The following is a 17,041-nucleotide window of genomic DNA, read 5'->3' as shown; positions in this document are numbered from 1 at the left end:
CAAAACAACAACACTGTCTTTGCTATAGATAAATACAGAGACCACACCTTAAAAGCACACTCCGGTTCATCACCATGATCTGCAATCCATATGAAGTAGTCATCCAGGGGCTTACCTCCGAAGGCCGCACTTTCCGCCCCAGCGACTGGGCAGAGCGCCTGGCCGGCATTCTGGCCTCCTTTGGCGGCGACCAGAAACTGTCCTACCACGCCTATGTTCGCCCCATGCTGCTGGAAGGCGTGCGCTGCGTCGCCGTGGACAAAAAGCTGCAAAAGATCGACCCGCAAGTATTTCAGTTCCTGATGGATTTTGCCAAAGACAATGACCTAAGAATTGTCGATTGCCGCACACTAATCGACGAGGTTTATCCCAATAAGTTTTTAGCATAAAAACAACAGTTAGCTTTTTTCCAGCAGAGCTTTGCATCTTTTCTGCAACATTCGCGTCACATTTTGTGGTTAAACTTCGACAGTACTGAGGTGCTGGACGGCTCAAACATAGAGATTCGCCACAACCAGTACGTATAACGAACATAAAACCCCTGATGGAGCACTGATGATGCAAAAGAAAAGCCTAGCCGCACTGGTTGCAACCCTGTTCGCCGTTCCCTTCGCCGCCCACGCAGATGTAACCATTTATGGTTTCCTGAGCAGTGGCATCGAATCTACCAAGGCCACCGGCGCCACCGCTGGCTCCAGTTCTGATTACAAATCCCGTACACGTGTTGTTGACCACAACTCCCGCATCGGCTTCAAAGGCAGCGAAGATCTGGGCAATGGCACCAAGGCCATCTGGCAAGTCGAAAGCAGCCTGCGTAACTTCGAACAAGGCGGCACCAACGACAAAAACCAGAGCGCAACTTTTGCCACCCGTAACTCCTTTGTAGGGTTGGACAACGCCAATTTCGGTAAGGTACTGGTAGGCCAAAACGACAGCGCGTACAAAACCCTGACCAACATTGGCCTGAACTTGTTTGGCGATACCACTGCTGAAAACAACGGTTCCTCCAGTGTTTACAGCCGTGCTGAAGCACGCCTTACCAACTCTGTTCATTACTTCTCGCCGAACTGGTCTGGCTTCCAACTAGGCGTATCCTACGGCGTTGATGAAACCCGCACGGACAGCGTTGCAACCAATGGCTCGACCGACGCCACTCGTCTGTCGCTGGCTGGCAACTACACCAATGGCGGCCTGCAAGTTGCTGCCGGCTGGGATCGCCAGAATGACAAGGGCGATTACAAGGGCGCGACCCTTTACTCCGGCAAGAACACCAACTTCTACAAATTGGCTACCAGCTACAAATTTGCATCGGGTACTTTCGTAGGTGCCGGTTATGAATTTGGCCGCTTCGATGCCACCACTGGCGGCACCACCCTGAAACAAGACGACTGGACCCTGTCGGTTGGTCAAGATATTGGTGCTGCTACGCTGAAACTGGAATACAGCTCGCTGGGTCGCCTGAAGGGTGCTGCTGCTGGCACTGAAGACGACTACAAGGCGCATCAGTGGGCCCTGGGTGCTGACTACAACCTGTCCAAGTCCACCAAAGTGTTCGGCTACTACACCAAGATCACCAACAAAGCCAAGCAAGCTGCCAACTTTGCCAACAATGCCGTTTACACCTCGGTATCAGGCACCACCGGTACCCTCGCTGCAGGCAACGACCCGCAAGCCTTCGGTGTTGGTCTGAAAGTTGCGTTCTAAGCTGCACACCGCTTAGCAACAAACTGTAAAACGGGCATCCTCAAGGATGCCCGTTTTTTCATCATTTGCTAGAATGGAACATTGCCGCACACACCAAGACCACCACAATGAGCGTTGAACTGAAAACAGCCGCCGATATCGAGAAAATGCGTATCGCCGGCAAGCTGGCCTCCGAAGTACTCGATTACATCACTCCCTTTGTCAAACCGGGCGTAACCACCGAAGCCATCGATAAGCTATGCCATGACTACATGGTCAATGTGCAAGGCTGCATTCCGGCCCCGCTGAACTACGCACCCGATGGCCACAACCCCTACCCCAAATCCATCTGCACCTCGATCAACAGCGTGGTATGCCATGGCATTCCCAATGACAAGCCGCTCAAAAACGGCGACATCATGAACATCGACATCACCGTGATCAAGGACGGCTACCACGGCGACACCAGCCGCATGTTCTTTGTTGGCGAAGTCAGCGAACATGCCCGTCGTCTGTGCAAAATCACCTATGAATGCATGTGGCGCGGTATTGAAAAGGTCAAGCCAGGCGCCACACTGGGTGATATCGGCTATGCCGTACAGCAATACGCCGAAACCAATGGCTATAGCGTGGTACAGGAATTCTGCGGCCATGGTATCGGCAAGCGCTTCCACGAAGAGCCGCAGGTTCTCCACTACGGCCGCCCCGGTACCGGCCTGGAGTTGCAGGCCGGCATGATCTTCACCATCGAACCGATGATCAACCAGGGCAAACGCCACCTGCGCATGATGGGTGACGGCTGGACGGTTGCCACCAAAGACCGCAGCCTGTCCGCGCAATGGGAACACACCATCCTGGTGACCGAAACTGGCTATGAAATACTGACCCAGTCAGCCGGCACACCGGCCAAACCTGCCGCACGCTAGTCCCTGCTCATTCACTGCGCACAGAACACCCGCCACTGGCGGGTGTTTTTCCGTGTAAAAACTGGTAATCATCAACAGATAGCACTATAGTAAGTCGATGATCTGACAGCACTTACATCGGGATTAGCCATGCTGAACATCAATAGCAATCTCGGCGCACTCAACGCCCAAACCCAGCTCGACAAATCACGCAAGAATACCGAGCAGACACTTTCCCAGCTTGCATCCGGCACCCAGTTGAGCAGTGCCGCGGTCAATGCAGCCAATACGGCCCTGTCGCAATCACTTGAAGCACAAGTGCGTGGAGACAACCAAGCCAGCAGCAATGCGCTTGATGGTATTTCCATGGTTCAAACCGCCGACAGTGCGCTAAGTCAACTACAAGACAATAGCCAGCAGCTGCAGGATCTGGCCATTCAGGCCGGCGATGCCGCACTGAGCAGCAGCAACCGACAATCCTTGCAACAGCAAGCCGACCAGCTGACACAAAGCAATTCGGCCATCATCCAGAACACCCAATACAACGGCAGCGCCTTGCTGAGCAGTAATAACGCGCTGCAATTCCAGACAGGCCCCAACGGCGACAGTAGCAACCAGATCAGTGTAAATACCAGCAACCTGAGTGCCAGCCCCTCAAGTGGTGGTCTTCACAGCTACAATGCCAATTTGAATGCCACCGGCACCATCGACCTTTCCAGCCCGGCCAGCGCACTGGCGGCTCAAGGCAATATCCAGACCGATCTGAACACCATCAGCAGCTCGCGCACCCAGCTCGGGGCCAGCAGTAACCAGTTCTCCGCTGCCATCAATAATCTGCAGAACTCATCGCTGAATGCGCAAGCCGCCAACAGTCGCATCAGCGATACCGATTACGCCGCAGCGGCCGCACAGTTGGTACAGCAACAGATACTCGGCCAAGCGGCCATGGCGATTCAGGGCCAGGCCAATATCTCCCAGCGCAGCGCACTCAGCCTGCTCGGCTAACTCTGGCAACTTTATCGCACCGCGGCACTCCAAGTTTCAGTAAACAACCGGCAACAGTACGCACCGGCCCGCACAGGATAGCGCCCGCTATCCTGTGCTTTTTATTGATCAACAAGGAGTAAAACCATGCCAACCCAACCGGCCATTATCGTTTCCAGCCTGGACTATGAAAGGCTGGCCGCCTGGATGGAGCGACTTCCCGCACAGGACAAGACAACCTTGGCGGCTCTGGAAGCAGAACTGGAACGCGCAGAAGTGGTAGAACCGGAAAACATCCCGGCCGGCATCATTACCATGAACAGCACGGCACGGGTACGGATTGAGCAAAGCGGTGAAGAAAAACTGCTGACCCTGGTTTATCCCAATCAGGCCGATGGTACCGCCGGCCACGTATCCATCCTGGCCCCCATCGGCGCAGCCCTGCTGGGACTGGCTGAAGGCCAAAGCATAGACTGGCCCACACTGGCCGGTCAGACCAGGCTGACCGTACTGGAAGTAACCTACCAGCCAGAAGCTGCCGGCGAATTGCATCGCTGAGCGCAGGCAAAAAAACGGCCAGTCCTGTGACTGGCCCTGTTTCTATCTGAACTCCCACTCACCAGCAACGCTGAATCATCTGCGCCAACTTGATCAACTTGCCGTGGAAGAAATGCCCTGCACCCGGGAAAACCAGCACCGGCAAATCCTGCGGCCTGGCCCAGTCAAGTACGGCTGACAGCGGAATGACTTCGTCCTCTTCACCGTGAATCACCAAGGTGTCGTTTGGTACCGCTGGCGTGGGGATTTCATACTTGCCCACTGCCACGCCCATCAGCAGCAATTTGTCAGCTTCAATCACCGCCCGGGTACGGGCTGCCACAAAACCACCAAACGAGAAACCGGCCAATGCCAGCGGCAGATCACCCTGCTCGCTACGGGCATGGGCCACCACCGCCAGCACATCATCCACCTCACCCAGGCCGTGATCATGCAGGCCTTCACTTGCCCCGACACCACGCAGATTGGGGCAATAGCAGACATACCCCAATTGGGATAGCGCCTTGGCGGCCGTCTGCACCACTTTGTTGGTATTGGTCCCGCCTTGCAGTGGGTTGGGATGGCAGATCACGGCGATACCACTGGCCAGCCCCGGTGGCGATACCACGATGGTTTCCAGCGCACCGGCAGGTCCGGCGATGACAAGCTTGTTTTGCGCCTTCAGCATCAGACTTTCAGCCTTTCCACAATGCGGCCAGCCACCATGTGTTCATCGACGATTTCGTCAATATCCTCTCGATCGACAAAGGTGTACCAAGTCTCTTGCGGATAAACCACCATGACCGGCCCCTGATCACAGCGCCCCAGGCAGCCCGCCTTGTTGACACGAATCTTGCCGTCACCCGCCAGGCCCAGCGCCTTTACCTTGTCTTTCATATACGACAGCAACTCACTGGAGCCGTGATTATTGCAACAATCCTCGCCGGCAGCCCGCTGATTGCAGCAGACAAAAACATGCTTGTCGAAAAAACTCATGCGTTTCCTTTCCAAGGTTGGGCAGACCGCTGCCTACACAGCGCACTGCCACCTCACAGCTTAACCATCACTATCGGCCCAGCCACTGATGCCCAGCGTGGCCGCGTTTTCAAACTTTGCATGCTTGCCGACAAAGGCCAGCCGCACGGCACCGGTGGGGCCGTTACGATGCTTACCAATAATCGCCTCGGCCATGCCTTTTACCTCGGCATTTTCCGGGCTGTAGTATTCTTCGCGATACATGAAGATGATGATGTCGGCATCCTGCTCAATGGCACCGGATTCACGCAAGTCGGACATCATCGGTCGCTTGTTGGGGCGCTGTTCCACCGCACGCGACAGCTGCGACAGGGCAATCACCGGTACTTGCAACTCTTTGGCCAGGCCTTTCAGTCCACGCGAAATTTCACCCAACTCCGCCGTACGGTTGTCGCCACGGCCAGAACCCGACATCAGCTGCAAATAGTCGATCACGATCAGGCCCAGCTTGCCGCCATGCTGGCGGGCCAGACGCCGCGCCCGCGCGCGCAGCTCCAGTGCGGTCAATGCCGGCGTTTCGTCGATATACATCGGTGCCTCGGATAGCTTGCCGATAGCGTAGGTGAGCTTTTGCCAGTCTTCGTCGCCCAGCTTGCCGGTACGCAACACATGCTGATCCAGCCGGCCCACCGAGCCCAGCATACGCATCACCAGCTGTGCCCCGCCCATTTCCATGGAGAACACGGCCACGGGTGCCTTGTACTCCACCGCCACATGCTCGGCGATATTCATGGAGAAGGCGGTTTTACCCATGGACGGACGACCAGCCACAATCACCAGGTCTCCCGGCTGCAGGCCGGATGTTTTGGCATCCAGATCGATAAAGCCGGTGGGAATGCCGGTCACTTCGTCCGGATTATCACGGCTGTACAGCATGTCGATACGCTCGACCACTTCCTTCAACAGGCCGGGCATTTCCAGAAAGCCCTGCTTGGACTTGGCCGTCGATTCGGCAATCTGGAACACCTTGCCCTCGGCCTCGTCCAGCAGTTGGGCCGCATCGCGCCCCAGCGGTGCATAGGCCGACTCGGCGATCTCCGCCCCAACCACTGCCAGCTGGCGCATGATGGAGCGCTCACGCACGATTTCGGCATAGCGGCGGATATTGGCGGCGGATGGCGTATTCTGCGCCAGCGTGGCCAGGTAGGACAGGCCACCGATGTCAGCCAGCTCGGCATTCTTGTCCAGCACTTCGGACACCGTCACCACGTCGGCCGGGCGGCCCAGCTCGATCAGGCGGGCAATGTGCTTGAAAATCAGTTTGTGGTCATGGCGATAAAAATCGGCCTCTGATACCACATCGGCAATCTTGTCGAAAGCGCTGTTGTCCAGCATCAGGCCACCCAGCACCGACTGCTCTGCTTCAGTGGAGTGCGGCGGGGTGCGCAAGGACGCCATGGCGCCGTCAAAATTTTCGTACTGTTCGGTCATGGAGACTCAATGAAATGTGCTACAGGCAACAGCAGGGAATCAGGTGGCAATTCTAGCAGTTTTTACCCGCCACATAGCCGGATGACCACGCCCACTGAAAGTTATATCCCCCCAGCCAGCCGGTGACATCCACCACCTCGCCGATAAAATACAAACCAGGAACCGCGCGCGCCTCCATGGTCTTGGAGGACAGAGCCTTGGTCGATACGCCACCGCGCGTGACTTCTGCCTTCTTGTAACCCTGGGTGCCGTTAGGCTTGATGCGCCAGTGGTGTAGCTGCTCGGCCAGTTGCACGCGCTTCTTGGGTGTCAGCTCTTTCAGCCGTACATGGCAGCCCTGCCGCGCCAGCCAGGCCTCGGCAAAGCGCTTGGGCCAGCCCAACTCCGCTAACGCATTGCTGAGCAGCTGCTCGCTACCCTGCCGCTCCTCCAGAAAAGCCAGTCCATCGCAATCGGGCAACAGGTTGATCACCACATCCATGCCGGGTTCCCAATACGAGGAAATCTGCAAGATGACCGGACCTGAGAGCCCCTTATGGGTAAACAGCACCTGCTCACGGAAGCGGCCCTTGCCAGCACGCACTTCCACATCCAGCGACACCCCGGCCAGGGGAGCAAAGGCTTCGGCATCTTCCACATGAAAAGTCAGCGGCACCAAGGCCGGGCTCAGGCTGGTTACCGGCAAGCCGAACTGCTCGGCAATGCGATAGCCCAGTGGCGAAGCACCAATCTGCGGGATGGATAAACCACCGGTAGCCACCACCAGTGAACGCGCTTCAAAGCAGCCCAGCGAGGTATCCAGCACAAAGCCACCAGTCATCCCTGCGCTCACCGCCGTCACGGTGACACCCATGTGACGCTCCACCCCGCCCTGACGGCACTCGGCATCCAGCATGTCGATGATTTGCTGGCTGGAGTCATCACAAAATAGCTGACCCAGCTTTTTCTCGTGGTAGGCAATACCGTGTGTTTCCACCATTACCAGAAAATCACGCGGGCCAAACTGTGCCAGCGCAGAGCGGCAGAAATGGGCATTTTCTGACAGATAGCAATCGGGCCGGGCCGCATTATTGGTGAAGTTGCAGCGCCCACCGCCAGAGATACGGATTTTCTCCGCCAGCTTTTGGGCATGATCCAGCAGCAGAACCTGCCGTCCATTCTGGCCGGCGACAGCAGCACACATCATGCCGGCAGCCCCGGCTCCCAGTACGATGACGTCAAATGACTTATTCATTTTCTTACTTTACTTATTTAGTCAACTATTGGCGATTAACAGGCGATTCCAGTACACTTGGGCATACAGCATTCCGCTAGATTCGGCTTACGCAATTCTGCAAGCCCAATTCTCAACAAGGAGAGCATGATGGAACACAAACTGCCGGAACTGCCATACGCACTGGATGCGCTGGCCCCCCACATCTCCAAGGAAACTCTGGAATTCCACTACGGCAAGCATCATCAGACCTACATTACCAACCTGAACAACCTGATCAAGGGTAGCGAGTTCGAAAACGCTTCGCTGGAAGAAATCGTCAAGAAATCCTCCGGTGGCATTTTCAATAACGCTGCTCAGGTGTGGAACCACACTTTCTACTGGTTCGGCCTGGCTCCCAATGCCGGTGGCGAACCGACCGGCGCACTGGCTGATGCCATCAACGCCAAATGGGGTTCCTTCGAAGAATTCAAGAAGGCCTTTACCCAGACTGCCGTTGGCACCTTTGGCTCCGGCTGGGCCTGGCTGGTCAAGAACAGCGATGGCTCGCTCGACCTGGTTTCCACCAGCAATGCCGCCACCCCGCTGACCACCGACAAAACCCCGCTGCTGACCTGTGATGTATGGGAACACGCCTACTACATCGACTACCGCAATAGCCGTCCGAACTACCTGGACAGCTTCTGGAAGCTGGTGAACTGGGATTTTGCTGCCAAGAACTTCGCTGCCTAAGCAGACTTGAGTTCCAAGCAAGGGCCTTACGGCCCTTTTTTATTGCCCCCGGCACGGTCGGGGCAAACAAAAAAAGCCGACCATAAGGTCGGCTTTTTCGTAAGCCTGTTACTGCTCGCTCTGATCATTCAGCTGTTGCTTACCCAGCTTGATCGGATACTTCTGGCGCAAGGTTTCCAGATAACTGCCCAACTGATTGCGGGCGGTCATCTGTTCCATCGCCGCAGCCAACTGGGTGCGTTCTGCATCACTCACAGCAGCCCCAGCAGCGACACTGGCAATCTGGTAGATGGCATAGTCACCGTTATCATGCTTGCTACCGGCAAACGCAGGCAGCGTGCTAGCAGCGGCTGCAAACACTGCCCGCACATCGGCAGTCGGCATCCCACCCGGATTACGGCGGGACACAGCCTGCAGCTCACCCCACTTGGGCGCATCCACTGCCTTGCCGGCCTTCAGTTGAGCCAGCAAAGCCTGCCCCTGCTTTTCCGCGAGCTTGGCACCTTCGGTCGCAATCAGTTCAGCCTTGATCAGCTCACGAACCTCAGCCAGCGCTTGCTGACGTGCCGGCTGGTGATCAGCCACACGCACCACCAACAGGTTGCCACCACCAACATCTACTGGCTCGCTATTGTGCTTCTTCTTCAGCACATCATCACTGAAAGCTGCATCCAGCACCTTGGCATTGGCCAATACCGGATCGGCAGATTTCTTGTCACGAGACAGCCAGTCAGAGTGTTTGACCTCAAGCTTCAGAGCATCTTGCACACCCTTGAGCGAGTCCGCTTGCTGGTAAGCCACTTCGGCCAGCTTGTCCGACATGCTGCGCAACTGGCCAGCAGCCTTCTGCTGCTTGAGCTTGGCTTCAACCGCAGTTCTCACCGCAGCAAAATCAGGCTGCTTGACCTCATCCAGCTTGATGATGTGATAACCGAATTCAGTTTCCACCACTTCGCTGATCTTGCCCGGTTGCATGCGGAATACCACATCATCAAACGGCTTCACCATCACACCATGGGCGAAGAAACCCAGATCGCCACCATTGGCAGCGGAGCCGGGGTCTTGCGAGCGGGTTTTGGCCAGCTCGGCAAACTTGCCGGGATCCGCACGCAATTGCTTGAGCAAGGCGTCAGCTTCTGCCTTGACCTTGGCCTTGTCTGCCGGCTTGGCATCCTTGGGGACAGTCAGCAGGATGTGTGAGGCACGGCGCTCTTCGCCTGACAGATCAGCCTTGTGCTGTTCGTAATACTGCTTGACCTCGGCATCACTCACCGTCAATCCCGCAGCCACAGCTTGCGGCGACAGCAACACGTAGTCGAGCTTGACCGCCTCGGCACTGCGGAAGCGCTTGGCATTGGCATCGTAGAATGCCTGCAGCGCCTTATCATCCGTCTTAACCTGGGCCGCAAAATCGGCAGGCTTGAGCAGCAGCAAGCGAACCTGGCGCTCTTCTGCCATCAGGCTGCCCAGACGCTCCACCATGCTGCGCGAAACAAACCCGGTGCCGGCAAAGTTATTGATCTGGTTTTGCAACATGATGTCGCGGCTGATCTTGGCTTCAAAAGCCTCCGGCGACATATTGCGCGCGGCAAGGAATTCTTTGTAACGGGAGGCACTGAATTGGCCGTTTTCCTGCAGTTCGGCAATGCCGGCAATGGCCTTGCGCAATTGCTCCGGCGTAACCACGGCACCACCATCATGCGCGGCAGCCAGCAGCAGGTTCTGGCGGATCAGGTCGTCCATGGCTTGCTGACGGGTCGCCGCATCGCTGGGCTGACCTTCCAGGACCCGGTCCAGATCACGTTTGTAGATCTTGGCCGAGCCAACCTTGGCCAGGTAAGGGTCTTCCACGGCGGAGGAGTAGCTACCCACACCAAAGCCGACAAAAGTCAGCGCTACCGCACCCAGAATGACTTGAATGGCAATTTTATTATTCTGAACAAAATCGAACATGGCGATATCGGCGCAAGCCACCCCATTGGTAAAAAAAAAGGTGAACGACTGAATACGTTCACCTTTTCTGTAGATTCTGGCGGAGTGGACGGGACTCGAACCCGCGACCCCCGGCGTGACAGGCCGGTATTCTAACCAACTGAACTACCACTCCAAACTTTGGTGGGCGTTGACGGAGTCGAACCGCCGACATTCTGCTTGTAAGGCAGACGCTCTACCAACTGAGCTAAACGCCCGCTATAAAACCTCGCCGTTATCGCTAACGACAAGGTTGCAAATTATAGCGCGTCTTTCAGTGCTTTGCCAGCACGGAACTTCGGAGAACGTGCAGCCGGGATCTTGATGGTTTCGCCAGTCTTCGGGTTGCGACCGCTGCGTTCAGCGCGCTCGCCAACATAGAATGTACCAAAACCTACCAAAGTCACGGTGTCGCCCTTTTTCAGAGCATCGGTAACAGCGGCAACCATACCATCCAGTGCCTTGGCAGCTGCAGCTTTGGAAATATCGGCTTCAGCGGCGATTGCATCAATCAGTTCAGACTTGTTCACGTAAGTCCCCTTTCGTCGTTCTTCGGTCTACGTAATTCGGATAAAAACCGCTTGCTTTATAGCAAGGCTAAAATCCTTGTGTCAAGCGGCTTCCAGCGGAATATTGCCATTTCGCAAACCCTGCTGGAAAGCGCTAGCGGCCCGGTAAATTCACTACTGCTGCAACATACTGATTTTTAATGCGTCATTACGGATACACCAGCTGCGCCTTCCGGCGCCGGGTGCAACTCGTCCGGCTTGGCTTCTTCAGGCAAAGGCTCCGGCTGACGCTCCAGCGCCAGAGCCAGTACCTCGTCGATCCACTTCACAGGATGAATCTCCAGCTTCTGCTTGATGTTGGTGGGGATATCCACCAGATCCTTGGCATTGCCATGCGGGATAAGCACATGCTTGATCCCGCCGCGATGCGCAGCAAGCAGTTTTTCCTTCAGGCCACCAATCGGCAGAACCTCGCCGCGCAAGGTGATTTCACCCGTCATGGCAACGTCAGAGCGTACCGGAATTCCCGCCAGAACGGAAACTATCGCGGTCGTCATGGCGATACCTGCACTCGGACCATCCTTGGGAGTGGCACCTTCCGGCACATGAATGTGCATGTCATGTTTTTCATGGAAATCAGGTTTGATTCCCAAAGCGCGCGAACGACTGCGCACCACACTCATTGCCGCAGTAATCGACTCCTGCATCACCTCGCCCAGCTGGCCGGTACGGATGATATTGCCCTTGCCTGGCAGCGATACAGCCTCGATGGTCAGCAATTCGCCACCCACCTCGGTCCACGCCAGACCGGTGACCTGGCCAATGCGGTTTTCCTGCTCGGCCACACCATAATCAAAGCGGTGCACACCCAGATACTTGTCCAGGTTCTTGGCATTGACCGTAACCTTGGCAGCCTTGTTCTTGCCCAGCAAGGTACCGGTCACCACTTTGCGGCAGATCTTGGCAATCTCGCGATCCAGGCTGCGCACACCCGCTTCACGGGTGTAATAGCGCACGATGTCGCGCAAGGCCGACTCCTGCAGCACCAGCTCACCTTCCTGCACGCCGTTCGCCTTGATCTGCTTGGGCACCAAGTACTTCAGGGCAATATTGACCTTTTCGTCCTCGGTATAACCAGCCAGGCGAATGATTTCCATCCGGTCCAGCAGAGCGTGCGGAATGTTCAGCGAATTGGCGGTAGCCACGAACATGACATCCGACAAGTCGTACTCAACCTCGGCGTAGTGATCGACAAAGGAGTGATTCTGCTCCGGATCCAGCACTTCCAGCAAGGCGGATGAAGGGTCGCCACGGAAATCGGCCCCCATCTTGTCTACCTCATCCAACAGGAACAGCGGATTCTTCACGCCGACCTTGCTCATGTTCTGCAATACCTTGCCGGGCATGGAGCCAATATAGGTACGGCGATGACCACGAATTTCCGACTCATCACGCACGCCACCGAGCGCCATGCGCACAAACTTGCGGTTGGTGGCACGGGCAATCGACTGCCCCAGCGAGGTCTTGCCCACGCCCGGCGGGCCTACCAGGCAGAGAATAGGCGCTTTGAGCTTGTCAACGCGCTGCTGCACTGCCAGATATTCGAGAATGCGCTCCTTGACCTTTTCCAGGCCAAAGTGATCCTCATCCAGTACAGCCTCGGCATTACCGACATCCTTGTTGATCTTGGTCTTCTTCTTCCAAGGCAGTTCCAGCAAGGTGTCGATGTAGTTGCGCACCACAGTGGCTTCAGCCGACATCGGCGACATCATCTTGAGCTTTTTCAGCTCGGCACTGACCTTGTCCTTGGCTTCCTTGGGCATGCCAGCCAGGCGGATTTTCTTTTCCAGCTCGTCCAGGTCACTGACTTCATCAATGTCACCCAGTTCTTTCTGGATGGCCTTGACCTGCTCGTTCAGGTAATACTCGCGCTGGCTCTTTTCCATCTGGCGCTTGACGCGGCCACGGATGCGCTTTTCTACCTGCAGAATGTCGATCTCACCCTCCAGCTGGGACAGCAGGTGTTCCAGACGCGCACGCACGTCGAACATCTCCAGCACCTCCTGCTTTTGCTCCAGCTTGAGCGGCAGATGAGCCACGATCGTGTCGGCCATGCGACCGGCACGCTCGATACCCGCCAGCGAGGTCATAACCTCCGGCGGAATTTTCTTGTTGAGTTTGACGTATTGCTCAAACTGCGCCAGCAGGGCACGGCGCATGGCTTCGGACTCGGTGGAGTCTTCGCCATCCGCGGCCAACGGGGTAATGGTGCCGACAAAGCAGCCACCATCTTCAGCTACCTGGCTGATCAGCGCGCGCTGACGCCCCTCGACCAGGACCTTGACCGTACCATCAGGCAGCTTGAGCATTTGCAGGACAGAGGCGATGGTACCGATGCCATAAAGATCGTCAGCCTCAGGCTCATCCTTGGAGGCCGAACGCTGAGCGACCAGCAGCACCTGCTTGCCTTCATCCATGGCGCTTTCCAGCGCGCGGATCGATTTGGCTCTTCCAACAAACAGCGGAATGACCATATGGGGGAAAACAACCACATCCCGGAGCGGGAGCAAGGGCAATGTGGTTTCTTCGCGGAGTTCTGCGGGTTGGGGCATATCACCTAACCTTGCGTACGTGAAACAATGCATGAAAGATGGGGCATGCACGCTGAAAATCAACACCCCATACTAAATCAGTTTGGCGACAACACAAAAGAAAAACCGCCCATGACGGGCGGTTTTCCATCACAGCTGAAAAGCTCAGGCAGACTGGACTTCGTCACCCTTGTCGCGATAGATGAACAAAGGCTTCTCACCTTTTTCGATAACCTTTTCATCTACCACTACTTTTTCAACATTTTCCATGGACGGCAGTTCGTACATGGTATCGAGCAGCACGCGCTCGAGAATCGAACGCAGACCACGTGCACCGGTCTTGCGAATCAGCGCCTGCTTGGCGATCACCCGCAAGGCTGACGGACGCACTTCCAGCTCAACCGACTCCATCTGGAACAGACGCTGGTATTGCTTGATCAGCGCATTCTTCGGCTGAGTCAGGATAGTGACCATCGCCTCTTCATCCAGCTCTTCCAGCGTAGCCACTACCGGCAGACGGCCGATCAGCTCTGGAATCAGGCCAAAACGGATGAGATCTTCCGGTTCGGCCTCCTTGAACAGCGCCGAGGTCGACTTGCTGTCGTCGCGCGAGCTGACTTCCGCACCAAAACCAATACCGCCCTTTTCCGAGCGACGACGGATGATCTTTTCCAGACCATCGAATGCACCACCGCAGATGAACAGGATATTGGTGGTATCAACCTGGATAAATTCCTGGTTGGGGTGCTTGCGCCCACCTTGCGGCGGGATGGAAGCCACCGTACCCTCGATCAGCTTGAGCAATGCCTGCTGCACACCTTCGCCCGACACGTCACGCGTGATGGACGGGTTTTCCGATTTGCGCGAAATCTTGTCGATTTCATCGATGTAGACAATGCCACGCTGGGCTTTTTCTACATCGTAGTCGCACTTCTGCAGCAGCTTCTGGATGATGTGCTCGACATCCTCCCCCACATAACCGGCTTCGGTCAGCGTGGTGGCGTCAGCAATCACAAACGGCACATCCAGCAGTCGCGCCAGCGATTGCGCCAGCAGGGTCTTGCCAGAACCGGTAGGACCTACCAGCAGGATGTTGCTCTTGGCCAGCTCGACTTCGTCCTTGTCGCCCGCCGGGGTGTACAGCCGCTTGTAGTGGTTGTACACGGCAACGGACAGCGTCTTCTTGGCAAAATCCTGGCCAATGATGTACTGATCCAGATCCGCGCGGATTTCCTGCGGAGTGGGCAGTGCGGTGGCAGTGCCGGCGGCATCACCGATTTCGCCAACCACCTTTTCCAGTTCTTCACGAATGATGTCATTGCACAGCTCGACGCATTCATTGCAGATGAATACCTGGGGACCGGCGATCAGACGCTGGACTTCATGCTGGCTCTTGCCGCAGAAAGAGCAATACAGAAGTTTTTCGTTGCTGTTTTTATCAGCCATTAGCTAGTTCCACTGCTTACGCCGTAACATCCTTGCGGGAGGTCAGCACTTTATCAATCAGACCGTACTCGCGGGCTTCCTCGGCGGACATAAAATTGTCACGCTCGGTATCGGCCTGCAGACGCTCCATGGTCTGGCCGGAATGCTTGGCCAGCAGCTCGTTCATCTTGCCCTTTACCTTCACCAGCTCGCGGGCATGGATTTCGATATCGGTCACCTGGCCGCTCAGACCACCGCCATACAGCAACGGCTGGTGAATCATCACCCGGCTATTGGTCAGGGCAAAGCGCTTGCCATGAGTGCCGGCAGAAAGCAGGAAAGCCCCCATGCTGGCAGCCTGACCGATACACAGCGTGGAAATGTCCGGCTTGATGAAATTCATCGTGTCGTAGATGGACATGCCCGCCGTGATCGAACCACCTGGCGAATTGATGTAGAAGTAGATGTCCTTGTCCGGATTTTCCGACTCGAGGAACAGCATCTGCGCCACAACCAGGTTGGCCGATTCGTCGGTGACGGGCCCTACCAGGAACACGATACGCTCCTTCAGCAGTCGCGAGTAGATGTCATAAGCGCGTTCGCCACGACCACTCTGCTCCACCACCATGGGCACCAGGCCCAGCCCTTGCGGTTCAATCATCGATTTCATCGACCAACTCCGTTTGTGTCGTTATCAGGCGTTGCTACCCATCAGGGCATCAAAGGACAATTCTTCTACTTCAACCTTGGCCTTGGACAGAACAAATTCCACCACATTGTCTTCCAGCACCATGGAGGTCGGGCCTTCCAGACGGTCGGCGCTGGCGTAGTACCAGGTCAGGACTTCTTCCGGATGCTCGTAGCTGTCGGCGAACTCTTCGATCATCGCCTTCACTTGTTCCGGTTTGGCTTCCAGCTTGTTGGATTCAACCACTTCAGCCAGGATCAGACCCAGGGCCACGCGGCGTTCTGCTTGCTGGGCAAACAGCTCCGGCGGGAAGGGCATGTCTTTTACGTTCATGCCGCGTTGCTGCATGTCACGCTGAGCCTGCTCGATCAGGCGGCCGATTTCCAGCTGCACCAAGGCCTTGGGCAGAGTGATTTCGGTGGCATCCAGCAGGGTCTGCATCACGGCTTCCTTGGTGCGAGCCTGCAGACGACGCTTCACTTCGCGCTCGACGTTCTTGCGAATTTCGGCACGCATTTTTTCTACATCGCCATCGGCAATGCCCAGCAGCCTGGCGAACTCTTCGTTCACTTCCGGCAGGGTAGCTTCGGCAACATTCTTCACGGTGATTTCGAAGACGGCGGTTTTGCCGGCAACATCCTTACCATGGTAGTCAGCCGGGAAGGACACTTCCACGTTCTTGACTTCGTCTTCCTTCATGCCGGTCACGCCGGTTTCGAAGTCGGCCAGCATTTGGCCCTGACCCAGCACGAAGGGGAAGTTCTCGGAAGAACCGCCATCAAACAGCACGCCATCGATGCTGCCCTTGAAATCGATGATCACGCGGTCGCCTTCGGCAGCAGCACGCTCAACACGGTTGTAACGGGTACGCTGCTTGCGCAGGATGTCGATGGTCTTGTCGATTTCAACATCAGTCACCGGAGTGGCCGGCTTTTTGACTTCCTTGTCGGCCAGCTCGCCAACCTTGACTTCCGGGTATACCTCGAAAGTGGCTGCGAACTTGAAGTTCTCGACATCACCCTCGGCCGCTACCGGTTCGAAACGCGGGTAGCCGGCAACACGCAGCTTCTGTTCGCTGACTGCGCCGTAGAAGCCTTGCTGAACCTGTTCGCCCAGCACTTCTTCACGCACTTGGGCGCCGTAGTTTGCTTCAACGATTTTCAGCGGAGCCTTGCCCGGGCGGAAACCTTGAATCTTGGCAGTACGTGCCACGCGCTTCAGGCGCTCGGTGACTTGGGCATCAATGGCAGCCATCGGCAGAGCGATGTTCATGCGGCGCTCAAGATTGCTCAACGTTTCCAGTTGTACTTGCATGTTCAATCCTTAACTAGTCATCT

Annotated in this window: 16 protein-coding genes and 2 tRNA genes; 6 read left to right on the top strand and 12 right to left on the bottom strand. The window is 56.2% G+C overall.

The window, feature by feature from the left end; translation table 11 throughout:
• The first annotated feature begins 74 nt into the window (after nt 1-74).
• From FAZ30_RS13570 to rnk, 5 genes are all read left to right on the top strand, one after another.
• Nucleotides 75-389: a DUF3579 domain-containing protein gene (locus tag FAZ30_RS13570; RefSeq protein ID WP_059285374.1), complete on the top strand. Its 315-nt coding sequence runs from the start codon at nt 75-77 to the stop codon at nt 387-389.
• 166 nt (nt 390-555) lie between these two features.
• Entirely contained in the window at nt 556-1,704 is a 1,149-nt protein-coding gene (locus tag FAZ30_RS13565) for a porin (protein WP_233578409.1), read from the top strand.
• 107 nt (nt 1,705-1,811) lie between these two features.
• On the top strand, nt 1,812-2,609 hold the full coding sequence (gene map, locus FAZ30_RS13560) for a type I methionyl aminopeptidase (RefSeq protein ID WP_124643353.1): 798 nt from the start codon (nt 1,812-1,814) through the stop codon (nt 2,607-2,609).
• Between the two features lie 129 nt (nt 2,610-2,738).
• Nucleotides 2,739-3,593 (top strand): flagellin N-terminal helical domain-containing protein, encoded by an 855-nt coding sequence (locus tag FAZ30_RS13555; protein ID WP_124643351.1) that lies wholly within the window; start codon nt 2,739-2,741, stop codon nt 3,591-3,593.
• A gap of 126 nt (nt 3,594-3,719) precedes the next feature.
• Nucleotides 3,720-4,130: a nucleoside diphosphate kinase regulator gene (rnk, locus tag FAZ30_RS13550; protein ID WP_124643350.1), complete on the top strand. Its 411-nt coding sequence runs from the start codon at nt 3,720-3,722 to the stop codon at nt 4,128-4,130.
• 58 nt (nt 4,131-4,188) lie between these two features.
• Here rnk and FAZ30_RS13545 read toward each other — a convergent pair whose 3' ends face one another.
• Genes FAZ30_RS13545 through FAZ30_RS13530 form a run of 4 tightly spaced genes read right to left on the bottom strand, consistent with a single transcriptional unit; the run spans nt 4,189 to nt 7,809 of the window.
• Complete coding sequence (locus FAZ30_RS13545) at nt 4,189-4,797, bottom strand: alpha/beta hydrolase (protein ID WP_124643348.1); 609 nt, start codon at nt 4,795-4,797, stop codon at nt 4,189-4,191.
• Nucleotides 4,797-5,105 carry a (2Fe-2S) ferredoxin domain-containing protein gene (locus FAZ30_RS13540; protein WP_124643346.1) on the bottom strand — a complete coding sequence of 103 codons (309 nt, stop codon included), beginning with the start codon at nt 5,103-5,105 and terminating at the stop codon, nt 4,797-4,799. Before FAZ30_RS13540 ends, FAZ30_RS13545 begins: the two co-directional genes overlap by 1 nt.
• Nucleotides 5,106-5,165: 60 nt before the next feature.
• The gene (gene dnaB / locus FAZ30_RS13535; protein ID WP_124643344.1) at nt 5,166-6,575 is read right to left on the bottom strand and encodes a replicative DNA helicase; all 1,410 of its coding nucleotides are present in this window, start codon (nt 6,573-6,575) and stop codon (nt 5,166-5,168) included.
• Between the two features lie 52 nt (nt 6,576-6,627).
• On the bottom strand, nt 6,628-7,809 hold the full coding sequence (locus tag FAZ30_RS13530; RefSeq protein WP_137009619.1) for a BaiN/RdsA family NAD(P)/FAD-dependent oxidoreductase: 1,182 nt from the start codon (nt 7,807-7,809) through the stop codon (nt 6,628-6,630).
• Nucleotides 7,810-7,938: 129 nt separating this feature from the next.
• Between FAZ30_RS13530 and sodB the strand changes: the two genes are divergently transcribed.
• Nucleotides 7,939-8,520 carry a superoxide dismutase [Fe] gene (gene sodB / locus FAZ30_RS13525; RefSeq protein WP_124643499.1) on the top strand — a complete coding sequence of 194 codons (582 nt, stop codon included), beginning with the start codon at nt 7,939-7,941 and terminating at the stop codon, nt 8,518-8,520.
• A 108-nt stretch (nt 8,521-8,628) separates the two neighbouring features.
• Here sodB and FAZ30_RS13520 read toward each other — a convergent pair whose 3' ends face one another.
• The 8 genes from FAZ30_RS13520 to tig form a co-directional block, all read right to left on the bottom strand.
• A complete protein-coding gene (locus tag FAZ30_RS13520; protein ID WP_124643340.1) occupies nt 8,629-10,473 on the bottom strand; it encodes a SurA N-terminal domain-containing protein in 1,845 nt (614 codons plus the stop codon).
• A 77-nt stretch (nt 10,474-10,550) separates the two neighbouring features.
• Nucleotides 10,551-10,627: transfer RNA gene (locus tag FAZ30_RS13515), tRNA-Asp, on the bottom strand.
• 6 nt (nt 10,628-10,633) lie between these two features.
• Nucleotides 10,634-10,709: transfer RNA gene (locus FAZ30_RS13510), tRNA-Val, on the bottom strand.
• 42 nt (nt 10,710-10,751) lie between these two features.
• Entirely contained in the window at nt 10,752-11,021 is a 270-nt protein-coding gene (locus FAZ30_RS13505) for an HU family DNA-binding protein (RefSeq protein ID WP_043572292.1), read from the bottom strand.
• A gap of 176 nt (nt 11,022-11,197) precedes the next feature.
• A complete protein-coding gene (lon, locus tag FAZ30_RS13500) occupies nt 11,198-13,612 on the bottom strand; it encodes an endopeptidase La (protein ID WP_124643338.1) in 2,415 nt (804 codons plus the stop codon).
• 144 nt (nt 13,613-13,756) lie between these two features.
• Nucleotides 13,757-15,037, bottom strand: coding sequence for an ATP-dependent Clp protease ATP-binding subunit ClpX (clpX, locus tag FAZ30_RS13495; protein WP_124643336.1), 1,281 nt, complete (start codon nt 15,035-15,037; stop codon nt 13,757-13,759).
• 16 nt (nt 15,038-15,053) lie between these two features.
• Nucleotides 15,054-15,686, bottom strand: a complete 633-nt coding sequence (clpP, locus tag FAZ30_RS13490; protein WP_124643334.1) for an ATP-dependent Clp endopeptidase proteolytic subunit ClpP — start codon at nt 15,684-15,686, stop codon at nt 15,054-15,056.
• 24 nt (nt 15,687-15,710) lie between these two features.
• The gene (gene tig / locus FAZ30_RS13485) at nt 15,711-17,018 is read right to left on the bottom strand and encodes a trigger factor (protein ID WP_137009618.1); all 1,308 of its coding nucleotides are present in this window, start codon (nt 17,016-17,018) and stop codon (nt 15,711-15,713) included.
• Nucleotides 17,019-17,041: the final 23 nt, after the last annotated feature.

Source organism: Aquitalea aquatilis (genome assembly GCF_005155025.1).
Classification (GTDB): domain Bacteria; phylum Pseudomonadota; class Gammaproteobacteria; order Burkholderiales; family Chromobacteriaceae; genus Aquitalea; species Aquitalea aquatilis.
The sequence above is the reverse complement of the archived record's forward strand: the minus strand, read 5'-3'. Positions and strand labels throughout refer to the sequence as shown.

Bases quoted from the DNA above. Each gene is read 5' to 3' on its own strand.
- FAZ30_RS13570 (WP_059285374.1), top strand. From the start codon at position 75: ATGATCTGCAATCCATATGAAGTAGTCATCCAGGGGCTTACCTCCGAA.
- FAZ30_RS13565 (WP_233578409.1), top strand. From the start codon at position 556: ATGATGCAAAAGAAAAGCCTAGCCGCACTGGTTGCAACCCTGTTCGCC.
- map (WP_124643353.1), top strand. From the start codon at position 1,812: ATGAGCGTTGAACTGAAAACAGCCGCCGATATCGAGAAAATGCGTATC.
- FAZ30_RS13555 (WP_124643351.1), top strand. From the start codon at position 2,739: ATGCTGAACATCAATAGCAATCTCGGCGCACTCAACGCCCAAACCCAG.
- rnk (WP_124643350.1), top strand. From the start codon at position 3,720: ATGCCAACCCAACCGGCCATTATCGTTTCCAGCCTGGACTATGAAAGG.
- FAZ30_RS13545 (WP_124643348.1), bottom strand. From the start codon at position 4,797: ATGCTGAAGGCGCAAAACAAGCTTGTCATCGCCGGACCTGCCGGTGCG.
- FAZ30_RS13540 (WP_124643346.1), bottom strand. From the start codon at position 5,105: ATGAGTTTTTTCGACAAGCATGTTTTTGTCTGCTGCAATCAGCGGGCT.
- dnaB (WP_124643344.1), bottom strand. From the start codon at position 6,575: ATGACCGAACAGTACGAAAATTTTGACGGCGCCATGGCGTCCTTGCGC.
- FAZ30_RS13530 (WP_137009619.1), bottom strand. From the start codon at position 7,809: ATGAATAAGTCATTTGACGTCATCGTACTGGGAGCCGGGGCTGCCGGC.
- sodB (WP_124643499.1), top strand. From the start codon at position 7,939: ATGGAACACAAACTGCCGGAACTGCCATACGCACTGGATGCGCTGGCC.
- FAZ30_RS13520 (WP_124643340.1), bottom strand. From the start codon at position 10,473: ATGTTCGATTTTGTTCAGAATAATAAAATTGCCATTCAAGTCATTCTG.
- lon (WP_124643338.1), bottom strand. From the start codon at position 13,612: ATGCCCCAACCCGCAGAACTCCGCGAAGAAACCACATTGCCCTTGCTC.
- clpX (WP_124643336.1), bottom strand. From the start codon at position 15,037: ATGGCTGATAAAAACAGCAACGAAAAACTTCTGTATTGCTCTTTCTGC.
- clpP (WP_124643334.1), bottom strand. From the start codon at position 15,686: ATGAAATCGATGATTGAACCGCAAGGGCTGGGCCTGGTGCCCATGGTG.
- tig (WP_137009618.1), bottom strand. From the start codon at position 17,018: ATGCAAGTACAACTGGAAACGTTGAGCAATCTTGAGCGCCGCATGAAC.